This is a genomic window from Bosea sp. (in: a-proteobacteria) (genome assembly GCA_023910605.1).
Lineage (GTDB): Bacteria > Pseudomonadota > Alphaproteobacteria > Rhizobiales > Beijerinckiaceae > Allobosea.
This window is the reverse complement of sequence record JAAVVV010000001.1, coordinates 2,548,686-2,572,594: the sequence shown is the minus strand read 5'-3', so window position 1 is coordinate 2,572,594 and position 23,909 is coordinate 2,548,686. Positions and strand designations below refer to the sequence as shown.

Annotated in this window: 33 protein-coding genes; 26 read left to right on the top strand and 7 right to left on the bottom strand. The window is 65.9% G+C overall.

Annotated elements, in window-relative coordinates:
• Nucleotides 1–31 precede the first annotated feature (31 nt).
• The 15 genes from rpsN (at nt 32) to HEQ16_12340 (ending at nt 10,872) form a co-directional block, all read left to right on the top strand.
• The gene (gene rpsN, locus HEQ16_12410) at nt 32–337 is read left to right on the top strand and encodes a 30S ribosomal protein S14 (protein ID MCO4054826.1); all 306 of its coding nucleotides are present in this window, start codon (nt 32–34) and stop codon (nt 335–337) included.
• Nucleotides 338–349: 12 nt separating this feature from the next.
• Nucleotides 350–748, top strand: a complete 399-nt coding sequence (gene rpsH / locus HEQ16_12405) for a 30S ribosomal protein S8 (GenBank protein ID MCO4054825.1) — start codon at nt 350–352, stop codon at nt 746–748.
• A gap of 17 nt (nt 749–765) precedes the next feature.
• Entirely contained in the window at nt 766–1,299 is a 534-nt protein-coding gene (gene rplF, locus HEQ16_12400) for a 50S ribosomal protein L6 (protein MCO4054824.1), read from the top strand.
• A gap of 11 nt (nt 1,300–1,310) precedes the next feature.
• Complete coding sequence (rplR, locus tag HEQ16_12395) at nt 1,311–1,670, top strand: 50S ribosomal protein L18 (protein MCO4054823.1); 360 nt, start codon at nt 1,311–1,313, stop codon at nt 1,668–1,670.
• Between the two features lie 140 nt (nt 1,671–1,810).
• On the top strand, nt 1,811–2,374 hold the full coding sequence (gene rpsE / locus HEQ16_12390) for a 30S ribosomal protein S5 (protein MCO4054822.1): 564 nt from the start codon (nt 1,811–1,813) through the stop codon (nt 2,372–2,374).
• Between the two features lie 3 nt (nt 2,375–2,377).
• Entirely contained in the window at nt 2,378–2,566 is a 189-nt protein-coding gene (gene rpmD, locus HEQ16_12385) for a 50S ribosomal protein L30 (protein MCO4054821.1), read from the top strand.
• A gap of 10 nt (nt 2,567–2,576) precedes the next feature.
• Nucleotides 2,577–3,053: a 50S ribosomal protein L15 gene (locus HEQ16_12380; GenBank protein ID MCO4054820.1), complete on the top strand. Its 477-nt coding sequence runs from the start codon at nt 2,577–2,579 to the stop codon at nt 3,051–3,053.
• 185 nt (nt 3,054–3,238) lie between these two features.
• Nucleotides 3,239–4,576, top strand: a complete 1,338-nt coding sequence (gene secY / locus HEQ16_12375) for a preprotein translocase subunit SecY (protein MCO4054819.1) — start codon at nt 3,239–3,241, stop codon at nt 4,574–4,576.
• On the top strand, nt 4,576–5,157 hold the full coding sequence (locus HEQ16_12370; GenBank protein MCO4054818.1) for an adenylate kinase: 582 nt from the start codon (nt 4,576–4,578) through the stop codon (nt 5,155–5,157). Before secY ends, HEQ16_12370 begins: the two co-directional genes overlap by 1 nt.
• A gap of 243 nt (nt 5,158–5,400) precedes the next feature.
• Nucleotides 5,401–5,769: a 30S ribosomal protein S13 gene (gene rpsM / locus HEQ16_12365; protein MCO4054817.1), complete on the top strand. Its 369-nt coding sequence runs from the start codon at nt 5,401–5,403 to the stop codon at nt 5,767–5,769.
• Nucleotides 5,770–5,915: 146 nt separating this feature from the next.
• The gene (gene rpsK, locus HEQ16_12360) at nt 5,916–6,305 is read left to right on the top strand and encodes a 30S ribosomal protein S11 (protein MCO4054816.1); all 390 of its coding nucleotides are present in this window, start codon (nt 5,916–5,918) and stop codon (nt 6,303–6,305) included.
• Nucleotides 6,306–6,407: 102 nt separating this feature from the next.
• Entirely contained in the window at nt 6,408–7,424 is a 1,017-nt protein-coding gene (locus HEQ16_12355) for a DNA-directed RNA polymerase subunit alpha (GenBank protein ID MCO4054815.1), read from the top strand.
• Between the two features lie 118 nt (nt 7,425–7,542).
• Complete coding sequence (rplQ, locus tag HEQ16_12350) at nt 7,543–7,962, top strand: 50S ribosomal protein L17 (GenBank protein ID MCO4054814.1); 420 nt, start codon at nt 7,543–7,545, stop codon at nt 7,960–7,962.
• Nucleotides 7,963–8,125: 163 nt separating this feature from the next.
• Nucleotides 8,126–9,565: a Do family serine endopeptidase gene (locus HEQ16_12345; protein ID MCO4054813.1), complete on the top strand. Its 1,440-nt coding sequence runs from the start codon at nt 8,126–8,128 to the stop codon at nt 9,563–9,565.
• Nucleotides 9,562–10,872, top strand: a complete 1,311-nt coding sequence (locus tag HEQ16_12340; GenBank protein ID MCO4054812.1) for a replication-associated recombination protein A — start codon at nt 9,562–9,564, stop codon at nt 10,870–10,872. Before HEQ16_12345 ends, HEQ16_12340 begins: the two co-directional genes overlap by 4 nt.
• A 41-nt stretch (nt 10,873–10,913) precedes the next feature.
• Here HEQ16_12340 and HEQ16_12335 read toward each other — a convergent pair whose 3' ends face one another.
• Complete coding sequence (locus HEQ16_12335; GenBank protein ID MCO4054811.1) at nt 10,914–11,423, bottom strand: PEGA domain-containing protein; 510 nt, start codon at nt 11,421–11,423, stop codon at nt 10,914–10,916.
• A 114-nt stretch (nt 11,424–11,537) separates the two neighbouring features.
• Between HEQ16_12335 and crcB the strand changes: the two genes are divergently transcribed.
• The 3 genes from crcB to HEQ16_12320 all read left to right on the top strand — a co-directional run bounded on the left by crcB (nt 11,538) and on the right by HEQ16_12320 (nt 13,998).
• On the top strand, nt 11,538–11,921 hold the full coding sequence (crcB, locus tag HEQ16_12330) for a fluoride efflux transporter CrcB (protein MCO4054810.1): 384 nt from the start codon (nt 11,538–11,540) through the stop codon (nt 11,919–11,921).
• A 449-nt stretch (nt 11,922–12,370) separates the two neighbouring features.
• Nucleotides 12,371–13,327: an RluA family pseudouridine synthase gene (locus tag HEQ16_12325; protein ID MCO4054809.1), complete on the top strand. Its 957-nt coding sequence runs from the start codon at nt 12,371–12,373 to the stop codon at nt 13,325–13,327.
• Complete coding sequence (locus HEQ16_12320) at nt 13,324–13,998, top strand: HAD-IA family hydrolase (GenBank protein MCO4054808.1); 675 nt, start codon at nt 13,324–13,326, stop codon at nt 13,996–13,998. The genes HEQ16_12325 and HEQ16_12320 overlap by 4 nt, the downstream gene beginning before the upstream one ends.
• On the opposite strand, the gene HEQ16_12315 is transcribed toward HEQ16_12320, so the two are convergent.
• Nucleotides 13,979–14,593, bottom strand: a complete 615-nt coding sequence (locus HEQ16_12315; protein MCO4054807.1) for an alpha/beta hydrolase — start codon at nt 14,591–14,593, stop codon at nt 13,979–13,981. The two genes, HEQ16_12320 and HEQ16_12315, sit on opposite strands and share 20 nt — an antisense overlap.
• Nucleotides 14,594–15,005: 412 nt before the next feature.
• On the opposite strand from HEQ16_12315, the gene HEQ16_12310 reads away from it, so the two are divergent.
• The 5 genes from HEQ16_12310 (at nt 15,006) to HEQ16_12290 (ending at nt 19,069) form a co-directional block, all read left to right on the top strand.
• Complete coding sequence (locus HEQ16_12310) at nt 15,006–15,329, top strand: hypothetical protein (protein MCO4054806.1); 324 nt, start codon at nt 15,006–15,008, stop codon at nt 15,327–15,329.
• A gap of 174 nt (nt 15,330–15,503) precedes the next feature.
• On the top strand, nt 15,504–17,507 hold the full coding sequence (locus tag HEQ16_12305) for an acetyl/propionyl/methylcrotonyl-CoA carboxylase subunit alpha (protein MCO4054805.1): 2,004 nt from the start codon (nt 15,504–15,506) through the stop codon (nt 17,505–17,507).
• Entirely contained in the window at nt 17,507–18,223 is a 717-nt protein-coding gene (locus HEQ16_12300) for a carbonic anhydrase (GenBank protein ID MCO4054804.1), read from the top strand. The genes HEQ16_12305 and HEQ16_12300 overlap by 1 nt, the downstream gene beginning before the upstream one ends.
• Before the next feature lie 10 nt (nt 18,224–18,233).
• Nucleotides 18,234–18,776: a gamma-glutamylcyclotransferase gene (locus tag HEQ16_12295; protein ID MCO4054803.1), complete on the top strand. Its 543-nt coding sequence runs from the start codon at nt 18,234–18,236 to the stop codon at nt 18,774–18,776.
• 53 nt (nt 18,777–18,829) lie between these two features.
• Entirely contained in the window at nt 18,830–19,069 is a 240-nt protein-coding gene (locus HEQ16_12290; protein MCO4054802.1) for an acylphosphatase, read from the top strand.
• 8 nt (nt 19,070–19,077) lie between these two features.
• Here the strand turns inward: HEQ16_12290 and HEQ16_12285 are convergent, their stop codons facing one another.
• Nucleotides 19,078–19,257: a hypothetical protein gene (locus HEQ16_12285; protein ID MCO4054801.1), complete on the bottom strand. Its 180-nt coding sequence runs from the start codon at nt 19,255–19,257 to the stop codon at nt 19,078–19,080.
• Nucleotides 19,258–19,297: 40 nt separating this feature from the next.
• Complete coding sequence (locus HEQ16_12280) at nt 19,298–19,714, bottom strand: rhodanese-like domain-containing protein (GenBank protein MCO4054800.1); 417 nt, start codon at nt 19,712–19,714, stop codon at nt 19,298–19,300.
• Between the two features lie 103 nt (nt 19,715–19,817).
• Here HEQ16_12280 and HEQ16_12275 point away from each other — a divergent pair, with 103 nt between their 5' ends.
• Entirely contained in the window at nt 19,818–20,513 is a 696-nt protein-coding gene (locus HEQ16_12275; protein MCO4054799.1) for a DUF599 family protein, read from the top strand.
• A gap of 38 nt (nt 20,514–20,551) precedes the next feature.
• Nucleotides 20,552–20,851 (top strand): DUF3253 domain-containing protein, encoded by a 300-nt coding sequence (locus HEQ16_12270; GenBank protein MCO4054798.1) that lies wholly within the window; start codon nt 20,552–20,554, stop codon nt 20,849–20,851.
• Here HEQ16_12270 and HEQ16_12265 read toward each other — a convergent pair.
• Nucleotides 20,797–21,606 (bottom strand): DUF218 domain-containing protein, encoded by an 810-nt coding sequence (locus HEQ16_12265; protein ID MCO4054797.1) that lies wholly within the window; start codon nt 21,604–21,606, stop codon nt 20,797–20,799. The two genes, HEQ16_12270 and HEQ16_12265, sit on opposite strands and share 55 nt — an antisense overlap.
• A gap of 127 nt (nt 21,607–21,733) precedes the next feature.
• Here HEQ16_12265 and HEQ16_12260 point away from each other — a divergent pair, with 127 nt between their 5' ends.
• Nucleotides 21,734–22,354, top strand: coding sequence for a glutathione S-transferase family protein (locus tag HEQ16_12260; GenBank protein MCO4054796.1), 621 nt, complete (start codon nt 21,734–21,736; stop codon nt 22,352–22,354).
• A gap of 6 nt (nt 22,355–22,360) precedes the next feature.
• Here HEQ16_12260 and HEQ16_12255 read toward each other — a convergent pair whose 3' ends face one another.
• Entirely contained in the window at nt 22,361–22,783 is a 423-nt protein-coding gene (locus HEQ16_12255) for a hypothetical protein (protein MCO4054795.1), read from the bottom strand.
• A gap of 77 nt (nt 22,784–22,860) precedes the next feature.
• Complete coding sequence (locus HEQ16_12250; protein ID MCO4054794.1) at nt 22,861–23,622, bottom strand: SDR family oxidoreductase; 762 nt, start codon at nt 23,620–23,622, stop codon at nt 22,861–22,863.
• Nucleotides 23,623–23,909: the final 287 nt, after the last annotated feature.

Genomic DNA, 23,909 nt, shown 5'->3' with positions numbered 1-23,909 from the left:
AAGGCTCAGACGCGGCAACCAGGAGATCACGATGGCCAAAAAGAGCTCCATCGAAACCAACAAGCGTCGTCAGAAGCTTGTCAAGAAATTCGCCGGCCGGCGTGAGCGTCTGCTCAACGTCGCCAATGATGAAGGCAAGCCCATGGACGAGCGCTTCGAAGCTCGCCTCAAGCTCGCGGCGCTGCCGCGCAATGGCTCCAAGACCCGCGTGCGCAATCGCTGCGAGGTGTCGGGCCGTCCGCGCGCGGTCTATCGCAAGCTCAAGATGAGCCGCATCGCCATGCGCGAACTGGGCAACAAGGGCCTGGTTCCCGGCCTGGTCAAGTCGAGCTGGTGAGGAGATAAGGCCATGACGATCATTGATCCGTTGGGCGACATGCTCACCCGCATCCGTAACGCGCAGATGCGCCGCAAGTCCCGTGTCTCAACGCCGGGCTCCAAGCTGCGGGCGCGCGTTCTCGACGTGCTTAAGTCCGAAGGTTACATCCGCGGCTATGCCTCCACGGAGCATAGCGACGGACGCTCGGAGTTCGACATCGAGCTCAAGTATTACGAAGGGCAGCCGGTCATCCGCTCCATCGAGCGCGTGTCCAAGCCCGGCCGCCGCGTTTATGCGTCGGTCGACACCATGCCGCGCGTGGCTGATGGCCTCGGCGTGACGATCATCTCCACGCCGAAGGGCGTGATGGCGGATCATGCCGCCCGCGAGATGAACGTCGGCGGCGAAGTGCTCTGCAAGATCTTCTGACGGGAGAGGGGAAAACCATGTCTCGCGTAGGAAAGAAGCCCGTCGCGGTGCCCACAGGCGTCACTGCCTCGGTCAGCGGCCAGAACGTCAAGGTCAGGGGCGCGAAGGGTGAGCTGTCTTTCAGCGCGCCCGAGGAGGTCGCCGTGGCCATGGAGAACAACGTCATCACTGTGACGCCGAAGGGCAACGACAATCGCTCCCGCGCCATGTGGGGCATGTCGCGCGCCCAGGTGCAGAACCTGATGGTCGGCGTATCCCAGGGCTTTGAGAAGAAGCTCGAGATCACCGGCGTGGGCTACAGGGCGGCTGTGCAGGGCAAGGTGCTCAAACTGTCGCTCGGCTATTCTCATGACATCGACTACGAAATTCCGGCCGGCATCGCCATTGCGACGCCCAAACCGACTGAAATCGTGGTGACCGGCATCGACAAGCAGGTTGTCGGCCAGACCGCAGCCGAAATTCGCGACTATCGCGGCCCCGAGCCCTACAAGGGCAAGGGCGTCAAGTATGCCGGCGAATTCATCTTCCGCAAGGAAGGCAAGAAGAAGTAAGGACGCGGCAGATGACGAAACTCACACCCACAGAGCGCCGCAAGGCGCGCGTCCGCCGCGCTCTCAAGGCAGCTGCGAACGGCCGTCCCCGCCTGTCCGTGCACCGCACGAACAAGCAGATCTATGCGCAGATCATCGACGACGAGAAGGGCGTGACGCTGGCGTCCGCTTGCTCGCTCGAGGGCGATCTCAAGGCCGCGATCAAGTCGGGCGCCAATGTCGAGGCCGCTGCCGCCATCGGCAAGGTGATCGCCGAGCGCGCCGCGAAGGCTGGCGTGACCGAGGTCGTGTTCGACCGCGGCGCCTATCTCTATCATGGCCGCGTCAAGGCGCTGGCCGAGGCCGCCCGTGAAGGCGGTTTGAGCTTCTGATCGATCCGCCAGGCGCGCAGGCGCCCGGCTCCTGGCTTTTCGGATGCTTTCAGGTTGACAGGACCTGGAAGCATCTGTCTTTAGGCGACTGCTCAAGCGAGCGGGCACAGTTTCGTGGCCCGCGCAAGTAAGAGGACAACATGGCAAGAGAACCCCGCTCTGAACGCGGCGAAAAGGTCGATAGCGAATTCGTCGATCGCCTCGTTCACATCAACCGTGTCGCCAAGACAGTGAAGGGTGGCCGCCGCATGGCGTTCGCGGCCCTCGTTGTGGTCGGCGACCAGAAGGGCCGCGTGGGCTTCGGCCACGGCAAGGCCCGCGAAGTTCCCGAGGCGATCCGAAAGGCTACCGAATCGGCCAAGCGGTCTCTGGTGCGCGTGCCGCTCAAGGAAGGCCGCACCCTGCATCATGATGTGATCGGCCGCCACGGCGCCGGCCGCGTCGTGCTTCGTGCTGCTCCTGCCGGTACGGGCATCATTGCCGGCGGCCCGATGCGCGCCGTGTTCGAGACGGTTGGCATTCAGGACGTCGTGTCGAAGTCGCTCGGCTCGTCCAACCCCTACAACCTTGTGCGCGCCACCTTCTCGGCGCTCAAGAACGAGGACAGCCCGCGCGGCGTCGCGAACCGCCGCAACCTCAAGGTCTCACAGTTGCAGACCCGTCGTCGTGACGCCGATGCCGCCGCTGTCGAGATGGAGGGCTGATCCATGACCGGAAAGACCATTGTGGTTGAACAGATCGGCTCGCCGATCCGCCGCGTGCACCAGCAGCGCGAGACGCTTGTGGGCCTCGGCCTGAACAAGATCCGCCGCCGCTCCACCCTCGAGGACACGCCTGCGATCCGCGGGATGATCGAGCGCGTGAAGCACCTCGTGCGCATTGTCGACGTGAAGTGAGGGGACTGCGATGAAGCTCACAGATCTTCGGGACAATCCCGGCGCCACCAAGGAGCGCATGCGCGTCGGTCGCGGCATCGGTTCGGGCAAGGGCAAGACCGCTGGCCGCGGCGTGAAGGGTCAGAAGGCCCGCACCGGCGTGTCGGTCAAGGGTTTCGAGGGCGGCCAGATGCCTCTGCATCGTCGCCTTCCCAAGCGCGGCTTCTCCAATGCCGTGTTCGCGCGTGACCTCAACGAGGTCAATCTCGGGCGCGTGCAGCAGGCGGTCGACGCAGGCAGGCTCGCGGTTGGCTCCACCGTGACGATCGAGGCGCTGGTGGCGGCGGGCGTTTGCTCGAAGCCGCGCGACGGCGTCAAGATCCTGGGCGTGGGCGATCTTACCGCCAATCTGGCCTTCGAGGTCTTTGGCGCGTCGAAGTCGGCAGTCGAGGCGATCGAGAAGGCCGGCGGCTCGGTGAAAATCCTGTCTGCTGCTTCACAGGCGTGAACGCAGCGCCTGGATGATATGACGGGACGGCGGCCCCGGGCTCACCAGAGCCCTTAAGGCCGCCGTTTTGCTGTGACACTCCCGGTTGCGCGGGTGTCGGGTCGGCGCCGCGTTGGCGCAAGACGGCTGCCGCGCCTGTTTCCTTCGCTTGCCCGTCAAGCGACATGATTGCTGAGGAACGCGCGATGGCATCGGCCGCAGAACAGCTTGCTTCGAGGATGAATTTCGGGGCTCTCGCGAAGGCTGAAGAGCTCAAGAAGCGCATCTGGTTCACGCTCGCGGCGCTGGTGGTTTACCGGCTCGGGACCTACATCCCGCTGCCGGGCATCAACCCCGATGCGGTGGCCGACCTGTTCCGGCAGGCGCAGAGCGGCATTCTCGGGCTGTTCAACATGTTTTCCGGCGGCGCGGTCGGCCGGCTCGCGATCTTCGCGCTGAACATCATGCCGTATATCTCGGCCTCGATCATCATCCAGTTGCTGACCTCCGTGGTGCCCACGCTGGAAGCCCTCAAGAAGGAGGGTGAATCGGGCCGGAAGGTAATCAACCAGTACACCCGCTATCTCACGCTGGTGCTGGCGCTGTTCCAGGCCTGGGGCATCGCCATTGGGCTTCAGGGCTCGGGCAATCTCGTGCAGAACCCAGGTCCGTTCTTCATCGTTTCGACGGTCATCACCCTTGTGGGCGGCACGATGTTCCTGCTCTGGATGGGCGAGCAGATCACCAGCCGCGGCATCGGCAATGGCCCATCCATGATCATCTTCGCCGGCATCATCGCCGAATTCCCGGCGCAACTGATGCAGACCCTCGAGCTTGGCCGGCAGGGCGCGCTGTCCACGCCGCTGCTGCTTGGCGTGCTGGTCATGGCCGTCTGCGTCATCGCCTTCTGTGTGTTCATGGAGCGGGCGCAGCGCCGCCTCCTGATCCAGTATCCGAAGCGACAGGAGGGCAATCGTGTCTATCAGGGCCAGACATCGTTCCTGCCGCTGAAGCTCAACACGGCCGGCGTGATTCCGCCGATCTTCGCCTCATCACTGCTGCTGCTGCCCGCCACAATCGCGAGCTTCCAGCAGACCTCCGGCGCGACCGGCTGGCTCGCCACCGTTTCGACCCTTCTGGGCCATGGCCGGCCTCTGTTCATGATCCTTTACGCGGCCTTGATCATCTTCTTCTGCTTCTTCTACACGGCCATCGTCTTCAACCCGACCGAGACGGCCGACAACCTGAAGAAGCAGGGCGGCTTCATTCCCGGCATCCGGCCCGGCGAGCGCACGGCCGAGCACATCGACTACACGCTGACCCGGATCACGGTGATCGGCGCCGGGTATTTGACTATTGTTTGCTTGATCCCCGAGTTCATGATCTCGTATGCGCAGATACCGATCATTCTGCTGGGCGGCACATCCCTTCTGATCGTGGTCACGACCACGATGGATACGGTCGCCCAGGTGCATGGTCACCTGCTGGCCCATCAGTATGAAGGGCTGGTCAAGAAAGCAAAACTCAAGGGTGCGAGGCGCTAATGAGACTGATCCTGCTGGGTCCGCCGGGGGCGGGTAAGGGCACGCAGGCCGCACGTCTGGTCGAAAGGCATGGCATTCCGCAGCTCTCCACCGGAGATATGCTGCGGGCTGCGGTTGCGGCCGGAACGCCGGTCGGATTGAAGGCGAAGGCGGTGATGGAGGCGGGCGGGCTCGTCTCCGACGAGATCGTCATCGGCATCATCGCGGACCGCATAAACGAGCCGGACGCAAAGAAGGGCTTCATTCTTGACGGCTTCCCGCGCACAGTGGCGCAGGCCGTGGCGCTGGACACGATGCTCGGCGAGAGGGGCATGAAGCTGCGCGCCGTGCTCGAGCTGCGCGTGGACCAGACCAGGCTGGTGGACCGCATCATGAAGCGCGCGGAGGAGGCGAGGGCGGCCGGTCAGCCTGTGCGCAAGGATGACGACCCGGACGTCTTCAAGACGCGCCTTGATGCCTATAATCGCGACACCGCCGTGGTCGCTCCCCACTATGCCAATCGCGGGCAGCTCACCGTCATCGACGGCATGCAAAACGTCGATGACGTCACTGCGGCGATCGAATCCGCGCTGGTCGGCTGACTGTCTGCGCGGGTGTATGCCAGCCGGCCGCAGGCGCAAGGTGTGCGGCGACAGCGCAGGCAAAGCGCTTGACATCATGCGTGCGCGGCATTAACGCCAAGAAACTTCCTGACGATCCGGCCTGATCGCCTTTCCAGGCATCGGGCGGGTTTTGTTCTGGAGGGCTCCGCAAGGGCCGGTCTCCACCGGACGCGGAGATGTTTTCATCGGCGGCTTCGCGCCTGCCCAATATGGAGATGAGCAGTGGCTCGTATTGCGGGTGTCAACATCCCAACCAACAAGCGCGTCGTGATCGCGCTCCAGTATATCCACGGCATCGGCGCCAAATTCGCGTCCGAGATCTGCGCCAAGGTGAACATCCCGGCCGAGCGCCGCGTCAACCAGCTTTCCGACGCCGAAGTGCTTCAGATCCGTGAGACGATCGATCGCGACTATCAGGTCGAGGGCGACCTGCGCCGCGAAGTGTCGATGAACATCAAGCGCCTCATGGATCTGGGTTCGTATCGTGGGCTGCGCCACCGCAAGGGCCTGCCGGTCCGCGGCCAGCGCACGCACACCAACGCCCGCACCCGCAAGGGCAAGCCCAAGGCGATCGCCGGCAAGAAGAAGTGATGACGCTATAGCGTCGCCATCCCCGGGCTTGCCGGGGATACCGTCCCTCGCAGGGATGGCCGGGTCAGGCCCGGCCGTGACAGGCGAGGGGGAACACCTCAATCCCCAGCGCCTGGCATCACGGGCGCGCTCAAAGGACCCGACGAATGGCCAAGGAAACCACGCGCGTCAAGCGCCGCGAACGCAAGAACATCGCCTCTGGCGTCGTGCACGTGAACGCCTCGTTCAACAACACCATGATCACCATCGCCGACGCGCAGGGCAACACGATCTCGTGGTCGTCTGCCGGCACGATGGGCTTCAAGGGTTCGCGCAAGTCGACTCCCTATGCCGCGCAGGTCGCCGCCGAGGATGCGGCGCGCAAGGCCGCCGAGCATGGCATGCGAACCGTCGAGGTCGAGGTTCTGGGTCCCGGTTCGGGGCGCGAATCGGCCCTGCGCGCGCTGCAGGCCGCGGGCTTCACGGTGACGTCGATCCGTGACGTGACGCCGATCCCGCACAATGGCTGCCGGCCGCGCAAACGTCGCCGCGTCTGATTGTCGTTCACACCGGCGCGGTGCCTCCGGGGAGGGGCCGCGACGTTCTCGCGAGGGCCGCTGGCCCGGCGCAGCAATGACCCCTCAAGGAAAGGTGCGGTCGTGATTAGCAAAAACTGGCAGGATCTGACGAAGCCCGGCAAGCTGGACATCAAGCCTGGCGACGATCCGAAGCGCGTTGCGACCGTGGTCGCCAAGCCGCTCGAGCGTGGCTTTGGCCAGACCCTCGGCAACTCCCTGCGTCGTGTGCTGCTTTCCTCGCTCCAGGGCGCAGCCGTGACGGCCATCCAGATTGATGGCGTGCTGCACGAGTTCTCGTCGATTCCGGGCGTCCGCGAGGACGTGACCGACATCGTGCTGAACGTGAAGGCCGTGGCGATCAAGATGCAGGGCGACACCGCCAAGCGCATGACCCTCCGCAAGCAGGGGCCGGGCACGGTGACGGCCGGTGACATCAACACTGTCGGCGATGTTTCTATCCTGAACCCGGACCATGTGATCTGCACGCTCGACGAGGGTGCCGAGATCCGCATGGAATTCACGGTCGCGACCGGCAAGGGCTATGTGCCTGCTGAGCACAACCGTCCTGAAGATGCGCCGATCGGGCTTATTCCGATCGATGCGCTCTATTCGCCTGTGCGCAAGGTCTCCTACCGCGTCGAGAACACCCGCGAGGGGCAGAACCTTGACCGCGACATGCTGACCATGACGGTCGAAACCGATGGTTCGATCACGCCCGAGGACGCGCTGGCCTATTCCGCCCGCATCCTGCAGGACCAGCTTGCCGTCTTCATCACCTTTGAAGAGCCGCGCAAGGAAGAGGTCGTGTCGAGTGCGCCGCAGCTGCCGTTCAATCCAGCGCTTCTCAAGAAGGTGGACGAGCTCGAGCTTTCGGTCCGCTCTGCAAACTGCCTGAAGAACGACAACATCGTCTATATCGGCGACCTGATCCAGAAGACCGAAGCCGAGATGCTGCGCACGCCGAACTTCGGCCGCAAGTCTCTCAACGAGATCAAGGAAGTGCTCGCCGGCATGGGGCTGCACCTGGGCATGGAAGTGTCCGGCTGGCCGCCCGAAGACATCGAGTCGCTCGCCAAGCGCTTTGAAGAGCATTACTGAGCGGCAATCGGCATCGGGCCGTGGTCCTGCTTGATCGGCTGACGATTGCCCACTGCCAACTGCCCATAAAGAGCGCCCGTACCTTGGCACGGCGGGCGCATAACGAAGGAGAGCCACAATGCGTCACGGATTTCGCGGCCGTCGTTTCAACCGCACCACCGAACACCGCAAGGCCATGTTCTCGAACATGTGCAATGCCCTGATCAAGCACGAGCAGATCGTGACCACGCTGCCCAAGGCGAAGGATCTTCGCCCCGTGATCGAGAAGCTGATCACGCTCGGCAAGCGCGGCGACCTGCATGCCCGCCGGCAGCTGATCGCCCAGCTCAAGGACGCCGACATGGCGAAGAAGCTGATCGACGTGATCGGCCCGCGCTACAAGGACCGCAATGGCGGCTACACCCGCGTGCTCAAGGCCGGCTTCCGCTTCGGCGACAACGCTCCGCTCGCCGTCATCGAGATGGTGGACCGTGACGTGACCGCCCGCGGCAAGGATTCGGGCCCCACGATGAAGGAAGAGGGCGCCGAGGCGGCCTGAGGCTCGCTCTGGTTGCTCCCAACCTCGCATGTTTCAAAAGGCGGCCTTTTCGGCCGCCTTTTCGCATTATGGCATTGTCGATTGCGCAGCGTCGTGAATTGCGCCCCGTCGCCAGAGGCACCATCTGCGTCTAGAGTCCTTGTTCTTGCCTGAGGAGCCATTCATGCGGTCATCCGTGCGTAACACCCTCGCCATCGGCGCCATCGCCCTGGCTGTGGGGCTTGGTTCCGGCCTGGGAGCCGCTTCGGCACAGGCGCAACTCCCACGCCAGACTCCTGAATCGCGGCAGCAGGTCATGCTGTCCTTCGCCCCTGTGGTGCAACGCGCGACGCCGGCCGTGGTGAACGTCTACGGGCTTCGCCAGGAGCGCCGCGCCGCCAACCCCTTCATGGATGATCCGTTCTTCCGCCGGTTCTTTGGCGATGGCGGCTTTGGAGTGCCCCGCGAGCGCGCACAGCAATCGCTGGGCTCCGGCGTGATCGTGGATGCGGGCGCAGGGCTTGTCGTCACCAACCACCATGTCATCGAGGGGATGACCGAGGTGAAGGTGGCGCTGGCGGACCGGCGCGAGGTTGAAGCCGACATCATCCTGCGTGATCCGCGCACGGATCTGGCGGTGCTCAGGCTCAAGCGGGCTGACGGGCTCTCCTCCGCGCTTGAGATCGGCAATTCGGACGATCTTCAGGTGGGCGACATCGTACTGGCGATCGGCAACCCGTTCGGCGTCGGCCAGACGGTGACGCAAGGCATAGTCTCGGCGCTCGCCCGCACGCAGGTCGGCATCGCGGATTTCCAGTCCTTCATCCAGACCGATGCGGCGATCAACCCGGGCAACTCGGGCGGAGCGCTGATTGACATGCAAGGCCGGCTGATCGGCATCAATACGGCGATCTTCTCCAAGACGGGCGCGAGCCACGGCATCGGCTTTGCCATTCCCGCGACCATGGTGCGGATCGTGGTCGAATCGGCGCGGGCTGGCAGCGGGATGGTTCGCAGGCCCTGGTTCGGCGCGCGCATGCAGGGTGTGACGGCGGACATCGCCGAGGGGCTGGGCCTCGACCGTCCGACCGGCGTGGTTGTGGCGGCGGTGTTCGACAAGAGCCCGGCCGCGGAGGCCGGGCTTAGGCGCGGCGATGTCATCCTTCAGCTTGACGGGCAGCAGATCGACGATCCCGACAGCTTTGGCTACCGTCTGGCGACGCGGCAGCTGGGATCGACCGCGCAGGTTTCGGTGATGCGCGGGCGCAGCCGCCTGGTGCTGCCCGTGAAGATGGCGGTGGCGCCTGAGACCCGTCCGCGCGATCCGGTCACGATCACCGGCCGCGTGCCGCTGAGCGGGCTGACGGTCGTCAACATCTCGCCGGCCGTGGCGGAGGAGCTCTCCATCGATGTGACGGCGGAGGGCGTGGCGATTTCGGATGTGCAAGCGGATAGCGCCGCCGCGCAGATCGGCTTCCAGAAAGGCGACCTCATCCTGGCGGTGAACCGCGACCGGGTGTCGAATTCGCGCGATCTCGACAGGCTGATGCGCGAGCGGGCGCGGGGCTGGGAAATCACGCTCAACCGCAAGGGACAGGTGTTCACCACCTATGTGCGAGGATGAGCGACCTGTTCGCCGCAGCCGGCATGGACCGGGCCGGGCCGCGCCCGCTCGCGGACCGGATGCGGCCAACGGCACTGAATGAGGTCGCGGGACAGGATCACCTGGTCGGGGCCGATGGCGCGCTGACGCGGCTGCTCCAGTCCGGTTCGATCGGGAGCGCAATCTTCTGGGGCCCGCCGGGCACCGGCAAGACCACTGTGGCGCGGCTGCTGGCCGGGCGAACGGATCTCGTCTTCGAGCAGATCAGCGCCATCTTCTCCGGCGTGGCTGAGCTCAAGAAGATGTTCGACGCCGCACGCGCCCGCCGGCTGCAGGGCCGGGGCACCTTGCTGTTCGTGGATGAGATCCATCGCTTCAACAAGACCCAGCAGGATGCCTTCCTGCCAGTGATGGAAGACGGCACGATCACGCTGATCGGAGCCACAACCGAGAATCCGTCCTTCGCGCTCAATGCTGCGCTGCTTTCGCGGGCGCGGGTGCTTGTCTTCAGGCCGCTCGACGATGAGGCCATCGCCGCGCTTCTGGCGCGGGCGGAAGAGGCGGAGGGCCGCGCGCTGCCGCTGACGTCGGGCGCCCGCAGCGCCTTCATCCGCTTTGCCGATGGCGATGGCCGCGCCGCGCTCACTCTCACGGAGGAGCTTTGGCGGGCCGCGCGGCCGGGCGAGACGATGGATGAGGCTGCGCTGGGCGAGGTGGTGCAGCGCCGCGCGCCGATCTACGACAAGGCCGAGGATGCGCACTACAACCTGATCTCGGCCCTCCACAAGACGGTGCGCGGCTCGGACCCGGATGCTGCCCTGTATTATTTCGCGCGCATGCTCGACGCGGGGGAGGATCCGCGGTTCCTCGCCCGCCGGCTGGTTCGCATGGCGGTGGAGGATATCGGGCTCGCCGACCCGCAGGCGCTGACCCATGCCCGCGCCGCAGCCGAAACCTATGAGCAGCTTGGCTCGCCCGAAGGCGAACTGGCGCTGGCCAATTGCGTGATCTACCTCGCCACGGCACCGAAATCGAACGCGGCCTATGTGGCCTGGAAGGCCGCCATGCGCGTGGCGAAAGAGGCCGGATCTCTCGCCCCGCCCAAGACGATCCTCAACGCCCCGACCGGGTTGATGCGGCAGGAAGGCTATGGCGAGGGCTATGCCTACGACCATGACGCGCCGGATGCCTTCTCCGGGCAGGATTACTGGCCCGAGAAGCTCGGCCGGCAAGTGTTCTACGAGCCTGTGGATCGCGGCTTCGAGCGCGAGATCAGGAAGCGGCTCGAGTGGTGGGCAAGACGGCGAGGAGAGCGGCAAGGCTCCTAGCGCCATTCATGCCGGAAGCGCCTCCGGCTGTGGCGCGGCTTTCAGGAGGTTTCGGGCAGTTTGGCCTGAAGCGGCGCTGGCGCGGCGGGTATGGGCGGAAGCTGGCGCTCCGCCGGCGCTGCGACCGAGGGCTGCGGCTTGCGCCTATTCTGGGGACGACTTGGGCTGTCGACCGGCTGCAAGGTGGCGGAGACCGGATTGGGCACATGCTCGAGCGTGGCGCCCGTGGCCGCATCGGCGGCCATGCCGACCAACCCGCCAGCGATGATGTTGCCAGCGAAGCCGGCCGCGCCGGTGCCGGCAACCTGCGTGCGGACCGGAACCTCGACCGGTTTGTATCCGGGCTTCGACATGCTCACGGTGAACTCCTGCTTGCGGTCGATCGTCAGCGTGCAGGGAGTCGTGCAGCGAAAGCCGGTCGAAGTCGCCACGTCCGCGCCTGAGGGTTCTGAAAAGATCTGCACCTGGCTGGTCGTGCCCCGCGTGACCGTGGCGCAGTTGGCGCAAAGCAGCCCGAGGGCCGCCACACATAAAAGTTTCAGAATTGACATCAATGCCCCCGTAGATAGACCCGGAGCGGGAGTAGGTGGCGGTGAACGAAAGGTAAATACGTAGTTTTCCGGCGTCAGCCGTGACAAGGCGCGCGCCACGTTCTAAGAGAGCCAATGAAATCCGTCCTTCTCGTCTTTCTTGGAGCTGGTCTGGGCGGGGTGCTGCGCCATGGCGTGAACATGGCGTGCCTGCGCTGGTTCGGGCCGGGCTTTCCTTGGAGCACGCTGGGGGTCAATGTCGCGGGTTCGCTCGCCATGGGCTTTCTGGCTGGCTGGTTCCTGCTGCGCGGGGACGCTGCCTGGGCGCAGGATGCGCGCCTTCTGGCGGCAACCGGATTTCTCGGTGGGTTCACGACGTTTTCCGCGTTTTCCCTGGATGCCGTCTCGCTTATGCAGCGCGGCGAAGTCTTGCAGGCTGGCGCTTATGTGGCCGCTTCTGTGGCGCTGTCGATTGCCGCGCTGGTCGCTGGCCTCGGCCTGGTGAGGGCAGTATCGTGAGAAAAGGCATCAAGGCTGGCGGGCGTGGCGCAGGCGGAGCAGGCCGTGGCGCTGGAAAGGGTGTCGGCAGGGGAGGCAGCGGCGGGCCTTCGCGTGGCCAGGACGCGCCCGCAGGCGGGCGAGATCGACGCGGGCGCGGTGAGGATCGCGATGCCCGCAAGGAGGCCGGCCGCAAGACCGCGCTTGGCCGCGCCGCTGCGGCCCGCGGCGCGCGCCCAGCCTATGCGGACGAACCGCGCAAGGGCGGCAAGCCCACCGGCAACCGCTCGACCGGGCCGCGTGTCCGGCCGGAGCAGGCATCGGGTGGAGCCGATGCGGCGCCCGGGACGCAGCGTCCGCACATCGCGGACGAATCGCCGCTGCGCACGAAGCGCGAAGCCAAGGCCGAGGCGTCCGAAACCATCGCCACGGGCGTCCAGACCCTGATCGTGACTGATGACGAGGCGGGCATGCGGGTGGACCGCTTCCTGATCGCGCGTTTCCCGCAGCTGCCCTTCAGCCATATCCAGCGGATCGCCCGGAAGGGCGAATTGCGCGTGGACATGAAGCGGGTCGACACCAATGACCGCATCGAGGCGGGCCAGAAGGTGCGCGTGCCGCCGCTGAAGCTCGCCGCTGACGGGCAGCGCCCGCGCGGCCAGCAGTTCAAGGAGGGCGACGTGCGCGCCTTCCTCAAATCCATCACCCTTTATGAGGATGCCGACGTGCTGGTCATCGACAAGCCCGCCGGTCTGGCGGTGCAGGGCGGCTCGGGCACGACGCGCCATGTCGACGGCATGCTGATGGCGCTGGCCGAGGATGAGGCGCAGCGCCCCCGCCTGGTGCATCGCCTCGACAAGGACACGGCCGGTTGCCTCGTGATCGCCAAGACCCGCTTCGCCGCCTCCACGCTGGCCAAGACCTTCCGGTCCCGGGCGGCGCGCAAGATCTACTGGGCGCTGGTCTATCTGGTGCCGCGCGTCAAGCAGGGGCGCATCTCGACCTATCTCGCGCGAGAAGCGCAGGTCGATGGCGACAGCCGCATGAAGGTGGCGCAGCATGGCGACGAGGGCGCGCAACACGCCGTGACCTATTACGCCACCGTGGAGACGGCGGCGCAGAAGGTGGCCTGGCTCTCGCTCAAGCCCGTGACCGGGCGCACGCACCAGCTGCGGGCCCATGCCGCCCACATCGGGCACCCGATCATCGGCGATCCGAAATATTTTGACCGGCACAATGCCGAGATTCCGGGCGGCGTCCAGAACCGGCTGCATCTGCTGGCGCGGCGCATCGTGCTGCCGCATCCGCGCGGTCAGGGCGTGATCGACGTCACCGCGCCGCTGCCGGACCACATGAAGCAGAGCTGGAACCTGCTCGGCTTCGATTCCTCCCCCTATGATCCCATCGTGGAAGCGCCTGACGAATGAGCACCGACCTTGTCCTGTTCGACCTGGACGGCACGCTGCTCGACTCGGGCCGCATCATCATCGGGGCGCAGGAGCTGACCGCGCAGGCTCACGGCCTTGTCCATCCCGGCCTCGACAAGGGCTTCGCCATCGTCGGGCTCTCGCTCGACATCGCGCTGGCGGAGCTGTTCGGCGATGTCGTGCCGCGCGAGGAACTGGCCGCAACCTACAAGCGGATATTCAACGACATGCGCGGGAGCGAGGGCTTCGAGGAGCCCTTGTTCGAGGGCATCGCGGGCGTGCTGGCCAGCCTTTCGAGCCGGCCCGCAACCACTCTGGGCATCGCCACGGGGAAGACGCTGCGCGGCGTCCATTATGTGGTCGATCTGCATGGCTGGGACGGGCTGTTCGCCACGATCCAGACGGCCGACAGCGCGCCGTCCAAACCCGATCCCGGCATGGTCCTTCAGGCCATGGCAGCGACCGGCGCGCAGCCCGCCCGCACCGTCATGATCGGGGACAGCGTGCACGACATGCGGATGGCGAAGGCGGCCGGCGTGGCGGCCATCGCGGTGTCCTGGGGCTTCCAGCCGGCCTCGATGCTGGTGGAGGCCGGCGCCGACCTGGTGGCGAAGCATGCCGACGAATTGCCGCGCCTGATAGCCGAAGCGCTCAGCCTGCGGGCGGCGTGAGCCAGTCCCGCACCGCCTCGACATCGCCGCGATCGAGGCTGTGTCCGGGCGCAGTGATGCGCTGATCGACGCTTGCGCCGGCGGCCTGCAGACTGCCTACAAGGATGGCCCGGCTTGCCTCGGGCGCGAGCGGGTCATGTCGCCCGCTGAGCAGCAGCACCCGCTTGCCGCCGAGGTCGAGGCCAGGGGTGGGCGACAGCCCATTCATGGCGCGCATCAGGACCGCGCCGGCAAGCGCTTCGGGGTGACGCATGAGCAGGGCCGCAGCGATGTTGGCGCCGTTGGAATAGCCGATCGCGATGGGCGGGCCGCTGAAGCCGAAGCGCCGCCCCGCGCTGCCGATCACCGCGGCAAGCTCCGCGGCCCGCGCCTCAAGGTCAGGCAGGTCAAACACGCCCTCGCCGTGACGGCGGAACCAGCGGTTGACCTGGCCTTCGGGCGAGCGGCCGCGCAGCCCCAGCAGGGCGGCGTCTGGCGCGGCCGTTTGACCAAACGCGACAAGATCATTCTCGTCGCCGCCCGTGCCATGGAGCAGCAGCACAGGCACGCACGGCTCCGCGCCTGCGTGATAGCTGAGATGAAAGCCATCGAGCATGTCGTTCATGCACGCCTGATCTCACGTTCGGCCGCTCCTCGCAAGGCCACCTGCCCGACCCGTCAGTGAGGGCCGGCTCGCGCTTCAGCGAGGGCTGGCAAGAGACGGTTTGCGCAGCAGCAAGGTTTAGATGTGATGAATCTCATGTTTCAGAAACCATTTATTGTTCCTAGTACTTAAGGTGAATAATTTTTACGTTTTGCCAATTAACCACTTAACTACTTCCGGTTGTCAAGATCGATTTCATCAGGAAGGACAAGCAGCGGGATATAATGCTGCGGAGGATCAAACAATGATTTCAAATCATCTTCATGAATTTGTTGATCATATTCTAGAACGACGCTGTATAACTGACGGAGACGTCAACAGGCTCTCGCGAGAGCTTCTTGCCGACGCCGTACTGACGCCCGACGTGATCGATGTGCTCATCGCTCTGGACTGCAACGTCGAGGCTGCTTCAGCCAACTGGAGCGAATACCTCGTGGCGACCGTGGTCGATTACGTGGTCTGGACCTCGCGTCCGACCGGCATCGTCAACCGCGAGTCGGCGCACTGGCTGGTGGCGAGCCTTTCAGCCGGGGAGGGGCCGACCGCCAACGCCATGCGCATCGCCTTCGAAGTGGTGCGCGAGGCGGAGCGCTGCGACGAGATGCTGATCGGCTTTGCGCTCAACAAGGCCAATTCCAAGCTGCGGCAGGACCTGACGCGCTCGGACAGCGCGCTTCTCGTCGCCTGATTGCCAAAGGGCCCCGCCAGGGCCTTGCACCAGATATACGGTTGGGGCCGCCCGTGCCGCAATACGCAGGCGGCCCCTGCTTTCCAGACCTTTGGCGAAGTGGACGATCGCTCCGGCCTGTCCTACATCGCGCTTGTCGATCTCCCGCTTTCCAAGACAAGCCAGGCCAAGCGCATGTTCTCGAAAATCCTGATCGCCAACCGCGGCGAGATCGCGTGCCGCGTCATCAAGACAGCGCGCCGCATGGGCATAAGGACGGTCGCCGTCTATTCGGACGCCGACAAGGACGCACTGCATGTCGAGATGGCGGATGAGGCGGTGCATCTCGGCCCTGCGCCCGCTTCCCAGAGCTATCTCGTCATCGAGCGCATCATTGCGGCCTGCAAGCAGACCGGCGCCGAAGCCGTCCATCCCGGATACGGGTTTTTGTCCGAGCGCGAGGCTTTCGCGCAGGCGCTGAAGGACAATGGCATCACCTTCATCGGCCCCAACCCCGGCGCTATCGCGGCGATGGGCGACAAGATCGAGAGCAAGAAGGCGGCGGCAGCTGCCGGCGTCTCCACCGTGCCGGGGTATCTGGGCGTGATCGAGGATGCGGTCCACGCCACCAAGATCGCCGACGAGATCGGCTATCCGGTCATGCTCAAGGCCTCGGCCGGCGGCGGCGGCAAGGGCATGCGAATCGCCTGGAATGCCGACGAGGTGCAGGAGGGCTTCGATCGCTCCCGCTCGGAGGCTGCATCCTCGTTCGGCGACGACCGCATGTTCGTGGAAAAGTTCATCGTCAACCCGCGTCACATCGAGATCCAGGTGCTGGGCGACAAGCATGGCAATGTGATCTACCTCGGCGAGCGCGAGTGCTCGGTTCAGCGCCGCAACCAGAAGGTGGTCGAGGAAGCCCCGTCGCCGCTGCTGGACGAGGCCACCCGCCGCAGGATGGGCGAGCAGGCCGTGGCGCTGGCGAAGGCGGTGAACTACGACTCCGCCGGCACTGTCGAGTTCGTCGCCGGGCAGGACCGCAGCTTCTTCTTCCTCGAAATGAACACCCGGCTGCAGGTCGAGCATCCGGTGACGGAAATGATCACCGGCGTCGATCTCGTCGAGGAGATGATCCGCGTCGCCTGTGGCGAGCCGCTGCGCATGAAGCAGCGCGATGTGCGGCTTGATGGCTGGGCTGTCGAGAGCCGCATCTATGCGGAGGACCCCACGCGCAACTTCCTGCCGTCGACCGGCCGGCTCGTGACCTACCGCCCCCCGGTGGAGGGACCCGATGGCGAGGCGGTGGTGCGCAATGACACCGGGGTGTTCGAGGGCGGCGAAATCTCGATCCATTACGATCCGATGATCGCCAAGCTGGTCACCCATGCGCCGACGCGCCTCGCTGCGATCGAGGCGCAGGCCCGGGCGCTGGATGCGTTCGCGATCGAGGGCATCCGGCACAACATCCCCTTCCTTGCCACGCTGATGGGGCAGGAGCGCTGGCGTTCGGGCGCGCTCTCGACGGGCTACATCGCGGAGGAGTTTCCCGAGGGCTTCGCCCTGCGCGCGCCATCCGGGGCGGCGGCTCGGCGCATGGCCGCCGTGGCCTTCTGCATCGATCATGTCCAGAACCTGCGCAAGCGCGCGATTTCGCAGCAGATGGAAGGCTGGCGGTCTGTCGCCTTCGAGAGCGAGCGCGTGGTGACGCTCGGGACGGCCTTGTTCTCGGCGAAGGTTTCGGGCGCGATCGAGGCTGTGAACGTGGCCTTTGATGGTGGCGACGCGGTGCAGGTCACGCATGAATGGCGGCCCGGCCTGCCGGTATGGCGCGGGGCCGTCGATGGCGAGCGCATCGCGGTGCAGGTGCGCGCGATCCCCAATGGCGTGACGCTGGCCCATGCAGGCGCCCATGTCGCGGCCCGGGTCTACACCCGCCGCGAGGCAGAACTGGCCGCCACAATGCCGCAGAAGCAGGCGGCGGACACCTCGCGGGTCCTGCTTTGCCCCATGCCGGGCCTTGTGAAAGCCATCGCCGTCAAGGAAGGTCAGGAGATCAAGGCCGGCGAAATGCTGTGCATCGTGGAGGCCATGAAGATGGAGAACGTGCTGCGCGCGGAGCGTGACGTCACCGTGAAGCGCGTGAATGCCCGCGAGGGCGACACGCTGGCGGTGGATGCCGTCATCATGGAGTTTGCCTGATGCCGGGCGGGCGGCCTGTCCTGAGCCGGCAGGAGGGCCTGCCAGAGGCGTTGGTCGCTGGCTACGAGGCGTTCGTGGACGGGCGCCTGCCCGAAGAGCAGCAGCGCTTCGCCGACCTCGCCTCGAGCGGCCAATCGCCCCGGATCATGCTGGTCGGGTGCTGCGACAGCCGCGTGCCGCCCGAGGTCATCTTCAATGCACGGCCGGGCGAGCTGTTCGTGGTGCGCAACGTCGCCAATCTGGTTCCGCCTTACAAGCCTGATGGCGAACTTCATGGCACGAGCGCGGCTCTCGAATACGCCGTGCAGGCGCTCAAGGTCGAGCATATCGTGGTGATGGGCCATGGCCGGTGCGGCGGCGTCCGGGCCTTTGCGGAGCGTGACCGCCAGGCCCTTTCGCCGGGGGATTTCGTGGGCCGCTGGATGTCGCTGCTCGAACCTGCCGCCGCCTGCATAGCCGCTGAGGAGCAGACGAGCCTTGACCGCTTCGCCGCGCTTCTCGAAGTGGCGTCGCTGATTCAGAGCCTGCGCAACCTCAGGACATTTCCTTGCGTGAGCATCCTTGAGGAGCGCGGCACGCTCAAGCTGCATGGCGCGCATTTCGACGTGCGGACAGGCGCCTTGTCCTGGCTGCGCGAGGCCGATGGCACGCTCTCGCCGGTGAGGACGGTGCGTGCGCCGCGCCGCATCATCGCCTGTAGCGAAGCTGCTGACTGAGGACTCGCCGGTGCCGCTCTATTTCGCCTATGGCGCCAACATGGACCGTGAGGCGATGGCCGTGCGCTGCCCCGGCGGGCGCCCGTTGGGGCCCGCCCGGCTGGCCCGCCACCGCTTCATCATCACGCGCGATGGCTACGCCTCGGTGCTGCGCGATCCGCGCTCCACGGTTCATGGCGTGCTGTGGCGGCTGGCGCTTTCGGACATCGCCGCGCTCGACAAATTCGAGGAAGTGGACCGCGGGCTTTACGCCAAGATCGGGCAGCCGGTGATCGGCGAAGGCGGGCCGCGACGGGCGCTTGTCTATGTCGGCACGACCGCGCAAGCCGGCGCGCCGCGCCCGGGCTATCTTGAAGGCGTCCTCGCCAGCGCCGAAAGCTGGAATCTTCCCGTGGCTTACCGGCAGGAGATCGCGCGATTCCTTCGCGCTGGGCCAGGGCAGAGTGCCGCGCCGGTCGCAATGAAAAAGGCCGTGCAGCCACGCGCCGCAGCCCCGAGCACAACCGTCGGGGCTGCTGACCGCGCCTCCGATGCCTGGAGCTGGAAGCCGTGACGAAGCCGGTCCGGGTGGTGGTGCGTGGGCGCGTGCAGGGCGTCGGCTACCGCATGTGGGCTGTGTCGCGCGCCAGCGGCCACGGGCTCACGGGCTGGGCGCGCAATCTGGGCGATGGAGCCGTCGAGATGATGCTGTGCGGCGATGGCGCTTCGATCGCGGCCATGCTCGCCGATTGCTGGACAGGTCCGCCGATGGCCGAGGTCGCGAGCGTCTCCTCGCAGGATGCATCGCCCGAGCAACTCGCGCCCGGCGCAGGGCAGGGCGGCTTCATCGTGCTGCCGAACGGCTGAGCCCTCACTCAGCTTGGCATATAGCGCGCCACGAGCCGCACGGTGGCGGTGATCGCGAAGGCGATGATGATGAAGCTCAGCACCCGGTGGCGGCTTTGCCGGTCGGGGAGATAAGGCGTCAACATCCGCGCGAGCCTCTTGCGGAAGAGCCAGAGCGCAAGCGCCGTGCCGGTCAGAAACCATGTCATCGGCGGAGGCCCCGACGGCGCGCTGCGCGAGACGGCACGGTCAGGCCCTTGCGGGGCGCGGCGCCGGCGGCTCGACCGGCTGTCCGGCCGTCTTCCACGCGCCAAAGCCGCCTGCGATATGGGCGACGGGCTTGAGGCCCATCTCCTGCGCCGCCTTGGCAGCCAGAGCCGAGCGCCAGCCGCCTGCGCAGAAGAAGACAAATCGCTTGTCTTCCTGGAACACGGGTTTGGCGTAGGGGCTTTCGGGGTCGATCCAGAATTCGAGCATGCCGCGGGGGCAGTGGAAGGCGCCTGGCAGCTTGCCCTCGCGCTCCAGCTCGCGCGGGTCACGCAGGTCCACGAACACCACGTCATCTCGGCCGTGCAACGCTGCGGCTGCGGCGATGTCGAGCGTCTCCACCGTGCCTGCGGCTTCAGCGAGCAGGGCCTTGTAGCCCCTGTTGATGGTCTGCGGCATGCTGGCGGCGCTCCTTCCGCCCGGACAGTGCCGCCCCGAAGCGGCGAGGTCAACGGTTGCGCGCGGCCTGTCCGTCGCGCATTGCTGAACCAGGGAGAGCGTCGTGAACGGATTCGAAGGCCAAGATCTCGTGGCGCTGATCAGCTTCATCGGAGCCTGGGTCGGCTACCATCTCGCGGTCGAGCGCGGGCCGCATGCCGGGCGCAGCCTCAATGCCCGGATGAACCTGCGCCGACGCCGATGGTTCGAGCAGAGTTTGGCGCGCGACAACCGGATCATCGACACCCAGGTGATGAATGGACTGCAGAACGGCACGGCCTTTTTTGCCTCAACCTCGCTGATCGCGGTGGGTGGCGCAGCAACGATGCTGGGCGCGACCGACTCGATCATGACCCTGACCAGGGACCTGCCGCTTGCGGGCGTCACGAGCCGCTTTGTCTGGGAGGTCAAGGTGATCGGGCTGGCGGCGATCTTCGCCTATGCATTCTTCAAGTTCGCGTGGAGCTACCGGCTCATGAACTACAGCGCGATCCTGCTCGGCGCGTTGCCGCCCGCGGCGGCGCGCGAGAGCGCAGAGGCGAAGCAGGCGCTTGAGGCCTGCATCGCCATGAACATCGCGGCTGGCCGGCATTTCAACCGGGGGCAGCGCGCTTTCTTCTTCGTGCTGGCCTATCTGGGCTGGTTCATCGGGCCGGTGGCCCTGGGCGTGCTCACGGCGGCGGTGATGGTGGTGATGTGGAACAGGCAGTTCGGCAAGGGCGCGTCCGAAGCGCTGGCCGAGACAGGAGCGAACCCGTGAGCAGAACGGAAGTGCCACGGCGCAAGATCAGCAACGAGATGCTCGAACAGACCATTCTCGAATTGGTCGAACATCGCGGGGCGGGCAAGACGATCTGCCCCTCGGAGGTGGCGCGCGCGCTGGGCGGCCCCCAGCCCGAAGCCTGGGGACGGCTGATGCAGCCGGTGCGACAGGCGGCGATCAGGCTTGCGCGTCAGGACAGGCTGTCGATCCTGCGCAAGGGGCGGGTGGTGGACCCCGGCGACTTCAAGGGCGTCTATCGCCTCGGCGCGCCGCAAGCCTCTCAGGGCGCCGAGGATGAACCGGGCGATGGCGAGGGCAAAATCGCGTCGGTGTAGCCCACCAAACGATAGGCCAGCAGCCCTACCCATTCACGTACGGCGTTATCGGTGCGCTTTAAGCCATCCACGAATTCCCGGTTGACGCCGATGAAGTCGCGCAGCGTGCCCGAGGTGGTGAAATCTACAGGGTACGGAATGACCTCAATGCCCGCCTTGCGGAAGATGCCGACAGAGCGCGGCATATGGGAAGCGGAGGTGACGAGCAGCCAGCGTTCGCCGGGCTTCTGCCTCAGAAGGGGCTTGAGCAGGATGGCGTTCTGGCGGGTGTTGCGGGATTTGTCCTCGAGGATCAGGCGTTCGGCGGCGATGCCCTGCGAGAGATAGAAGCGGCGCGCGGCCTCGGCCTCGCTCATGTCGGCCCGCCCGATCAGGGCCGCGCTGCCGCCAGTGAAGGCGATCCTGGCACCGGGGAAGCGGTGCGCCAGCTCTATGCTGGCGGTCATGCGTGTCGCTGCCTCGTTGAAGACCACCTCTCCACGCGCCGTGCCGATGGCGCCGCCGAGCACAATCATGCCCGTGATGCCCGAGGCGACATCGGGCCGCGGGAAGCGATCCTCCAGCGGGCGGGTCAGCATGCGGCCCACAGGCGTTGCGCCGATGATCAGCAGGCCCGCAACGCCGGCCAGCGCCAGCAGGCGGCCCTGGCGCATGAAACGGGTGAAAAGGAGCAGGATTCCGAGCGCCGCGACCAGAACCAGAAGGTGGGTGGGGGCGGCAACGAGCCAGAAAATCTTGCTGAGGTAGAAGAACATGACGGGCTCCAATGGAGGCCATTCAATAAACCGTCAGCGATAACCGCGCTGTTAAGGCCAGGAAGGCCGTTGCGCCCCGCCGCGCGAACCGTTAGCCCCAGGGTGACGCTGGAGCAAGGAAACCGCCATGGGCTTGACCATCTGGGGCCGGATGAACTCGATCAATGTCCAGAAGGTGGTCTGGGCGGCAGAGGAAATGGAGCTCGGCTATGAGCGGCATGATGCCGGCATGGCCTTCGGCATCGTGAACACGCCGGAATATCGCGCCATGAACCCGAACGGGCTTGTGCCTGTCATCGACGATGGCGGCTTCGTGCTGTGGGAATCCAACACCATCGTGCGCTATCTGGCCTCAGCCCATGGCACGGACACGCTCTGGCCGGAAGATCCGGTGGAGCGCGCGGATGGCGAGCGCTGGATGGACTGGCAGGCGACGAGCTTCTATCCGGCCTATGCGCCCGCCTTCATGGGCCTTGTCAGGACGGCGCCGGACAAGCGCGACATGGCTGCGATCGAGGCCTCGCGCGCCAAGGCTGAAACGCTGCTGGCCGTGCTCGATGCTCATCTTGCCGGGCGGGACTATCTGGGCGCGCGCTTCGGCGTGGCGGAACTGGCGCTGGGTCCGACGGTTCACCGCTGGCTCAACATGCCGGTCGCGCGCCTGCCGCGGCCCCATGTCGAGGCCTGGCACCGGCGCATCCTGTCGCGGCCGAGCGCAGCCTGCTTCAGCGCGCTGCCGGTGACCTGAAAGCGATCAGCGCTTGCCAAGCTTGCGCGCCAGCAGGCCGCCCAGGAAGCGGCCCGCCGGGCCGCGCGCCACGTTGACGGCCCTGCCGAGCGGATGGCGCGACAACACGTAAGGCGCCGCAGTGGAGGCAGCCTTCACGGCGACGCCGGCGGTGCGGGCGCGCGTCTCGCTGGAGGTCAGAAGGCGCTTCACGAACCACAGCGCTATGACGCCGGCAAGCCAGATCAGGCCGACGCCCCACTGGACCACGTCTCCGGTGAGGTCGATGAGTCCGGACAGGCCCGCGCCCTGGCCGACGGCCGCGCCGGCCATGTCGGCGCCGACTTCAAGCAGCGCCTCGCCAAAAGCGATCACGCCGTAGAGCCCAAGGCAGATGAGGCTCCAGATGCCGATGAGGGCGATCAGCTTCAGCCTGATGAGAAAGCGCATTCTTGTCTCCGACCTTCGGGACGGAGATGACCGCTGGCACCGGATATTCAAGGCGCTGCGCGGATCGGACGCAGCCGTCAGCCTCGTCCGACGAACGGCATGGCGCTGGCCATCACCGTCATGAACAGCACGTTGGCGGATAGCGGCAGGCCGGCCATGTGCAGCACGGCATCGGCGACATGGCGCACATCCATCACCGGCTCGATGCGAACCGAGCCGTCCGCCTGGGGGACCCCCTTCGTCATCGCCGCCGCCATCTCGGTGAGCGCATTGCCGATGTCGATCTGGCCGCACGCGATGTCATATTTGCGGCCGTCCAGCGAGGTGGATTTGGTGAGGCCGGTGATCGCGTGCTTGGTCGCGGCATAGGGCGCGGAGTTGGGACGCGGCGCGTGGGCTGAGACAGAGCCGTTGTTGATGATGCGGCCGCCGCGCGGCTCCTGCGCCTTCATCATGCGGAAGGCTTCCTGCGTGCACAGGAAGGGGCCTGTCAGGTTGGTGTCTACGCAGGCCTTCCATTGCTCATATGTCAGATCCTCGAGCAGGACGCCGCCGGGTGCGTTGACTCCGGCATTGTTGAACAGCACGTCGAGGCGGCCAAAGCGGGCACGGCAGGCCGCGAACAGGCCTGCGACAGAGGCCGGTTCGGTGATGTCGCAGGCATGGGCCAGAACCTTTTCGGGCGCCGCGCCAGCGAGCCGTGCGGTCTCCTCAAGGGCGTCGTGACGGCGTGCGGTCAGAACCACGCTGTAGCCGGCGTTGAGGAAGGCGGTGGCGACCGCACGGCCGATGCCGGCGCTGGCTCCGGTGACGAGCGCCACCTTCTGATGCTGGGACATGGATGACGGCTCCGCTGAGTCGGGATCGGGACTTTAGCAGCGTAGGCGGAGTTGGCGAGGCCCTGCCGTTCCCGGCCATGTGTCATGTCCTGCGTCGGATGCTCTGTTTCCGTGCAGGGCATGGCAACGGCGGCATGTTGGCGGGCATCAGCCCCGACCGGCCACGAAACGGCAGCATGACTGCGCAGACAATAAACAACGTTGTTTGCATGTTATTTAATTATACACAGAATGCACGTGAAATGGCGTATTTTTTTCTCACGCAATCTTGACTGATCGCCGACATG

Coding starts and splice junctions, on each gene's coding strand:
- rpsN (MCO4054826.1), top strand. CDS start 32: ATGGCCAAAAAGAGCTCCATCGAAACCAACAAGCGTCGTCAGAAGCTT.
- rpsH (MCO4054825.1), top strand. CDS start 350: ATGACGATCATTGATCCGTTGGGCGACATGCTCACCCGCATCCGTAAC.
- rplF (MCO4054824.1), top strand. CDS start 766: ATGTCTCGCGTAGGAAAGAAGCCCGTCGCGGTGCCCACAGGCGTCACT.
- rplR (MCO4054823.1), top strand. CDS start 1,311: ATGACGAAACTCACACCCACAGAGCGCCGCAAGGCGCGCGTCCGCCGC.
- rpsE (MCO4054822.1), top strand. CDS start 1,811: ATGGCAAGAGAACCCCGCTCTGAACGCGGCGAAAAGGTCGATAGCGAA.
- rpmD (MCO4054821.1), top strand. CDS start 2,378: ATGACCGGAAAGACCATTGTGGTTGAACAGATCGGCTCGCCGATCCGC.
- HEQ16_12380 (MCO4054820.1), top strand. CDS start 2,577: ATGAAGCTCACAGATCTTCGGGACAATCCCGGCGCCACCAAGGAGCGC.
- secY (MCO4054819.1), top strand. CDS start 3,239: ATGGCATCGGCCGCAGAACAGCTTGCTTCGAGGATGAATTTCGGGGCT.
- HEQ16_12370 (MCO4054818.1), top strand. CDS start 4,576: ATGAGACTGATCCTGCTGGGTCCGCCGGGGGCGGGTAAGGGCACGCAG.
- rpsK (MCO4054816.1), top strand. CDS start 5,916: ATGGCCAAGGAAACCACGCGCGTCAAGCGCCGCGAACGCAAGAACATC.
- rplQ (MCO4054814.1), top strand. CDS start 7,543: ATGCGTCACGGATTTCGCGGCCGTCGTTTCAACCGCACCACCGAACAC.
- HEQ16_12345 (MCO4054813.1), top strand. CDS start 8,126: ATGCGGTCATCCGTGCGTAACACCCTCGCCATCGGCGCCATCGCCCTG.
- HEQ16_12340 (MCO4054812.1), top strand. CDS start 9,562: ATGAGCGACCTGTTCGCCGCAGCCGGCATGGACCGGGCCGGGCCGCGC.
- HEQ16_12335 (MCO4054811.1), bottom strand. CDS start 11,423: ATGTCAATTCTGAAACTTTTATGTGTGGCGGCCCTCGGGCTGCTTTGC.
- crcB (MCO4054810.1), top strand. CDS start 11,538: ATGAAATCCGTCCTTCTCGTCTTTCTTGGAGCTGGTCTGGGCGGGGTG.
- HEQ16_12325 (MCO4054809.1), top strand. CDS start 12,371: ATGCGGGTGGACCGCTTCCTGATCGCGCGTTTCCCGCAGCTGCCCTTC.
- HEQ16_12320 (MCO4054808.1), top strand. CDS start 13,324: ATGAGCACCGACCTTGTCCTGTTCGACCTGGACGGCACGCTGCTCGAC.
- HEQ16_12315 (MCO4054807.1), bottom strand. CDS start 14,593: ATGCTCGATGGCTTTCATCTCAGCTATCACGCAGGCGCGGAGCCGTGC.
- HEQ16_12305 (MCO4054805.1), top strand. CDS start 15,504: ATGTTCTCGAAAATCCTGATCGCCAACCGCGGCGAGATCGCGTGCCGC.
- HEQ16_12300 (MCO4054804.1), top strand. CDS start 17,507: ATGCCGGGCGGGCGGCCTGTCCTGAGCCGGCAGGAGGGCCTGCCAGAG.
- HEQ16_12290 (MCO4054802.1), top strand. CDS start 18,830: ATGTGGGCTGTGTCGCGCGCCAGCGGCCACGGGCTCACGGGCTGGGCG.
- HEQ16_12285 (MCO4054801.1), bottom strand. CDS start 19,257: ATGACATGGTTTCTGACCGGCACGGCGCTTGCGCTCTGGCTCTTCCGC.
- HEQ16_12280 (MCO4054800.1), bottom strand. CDS start 19,714: ATGCCGCAGACCATCAACAGGGGCTACAAGGCCCTGCTCGCTGAAGCC.
- HEQ16_12270 (MCO4054798.1), top strand. CDS start 20,552: ATGCTCGAACAGACCATTCTCGAATTGGTCGAACATCGCGGGGCGGGC.
- HEQ16_12265 (MCO4054797.1), bottom strand. CDS start 21,606: ATGTTCTTCTACCTCAGCAAGATTTTCTGGCTCGTTGCCGCCCCCACC.
- HEQ16_12260 (MCO4054796.1), top strand. CDS start 21,734: ATGGGCTTGACCATCTGGGGCCGGATGAACTCGATCAATGTCCAGAAG.
- HEQ16_12255 (MCO4054795.1), bottom strand. CDS start 22,783: ATGCGCTTTCTCATCAGGCTGAAGCTGATCGCCCTCATCGGCATCTGG.
- HEQ16_12250 (MCO4054794.1), bottom strand. CDS start 23,622: ATGTCCCAGCATCAGAAGGTGGCGCTCGTCACCGGAGCCAGCGCCGGC.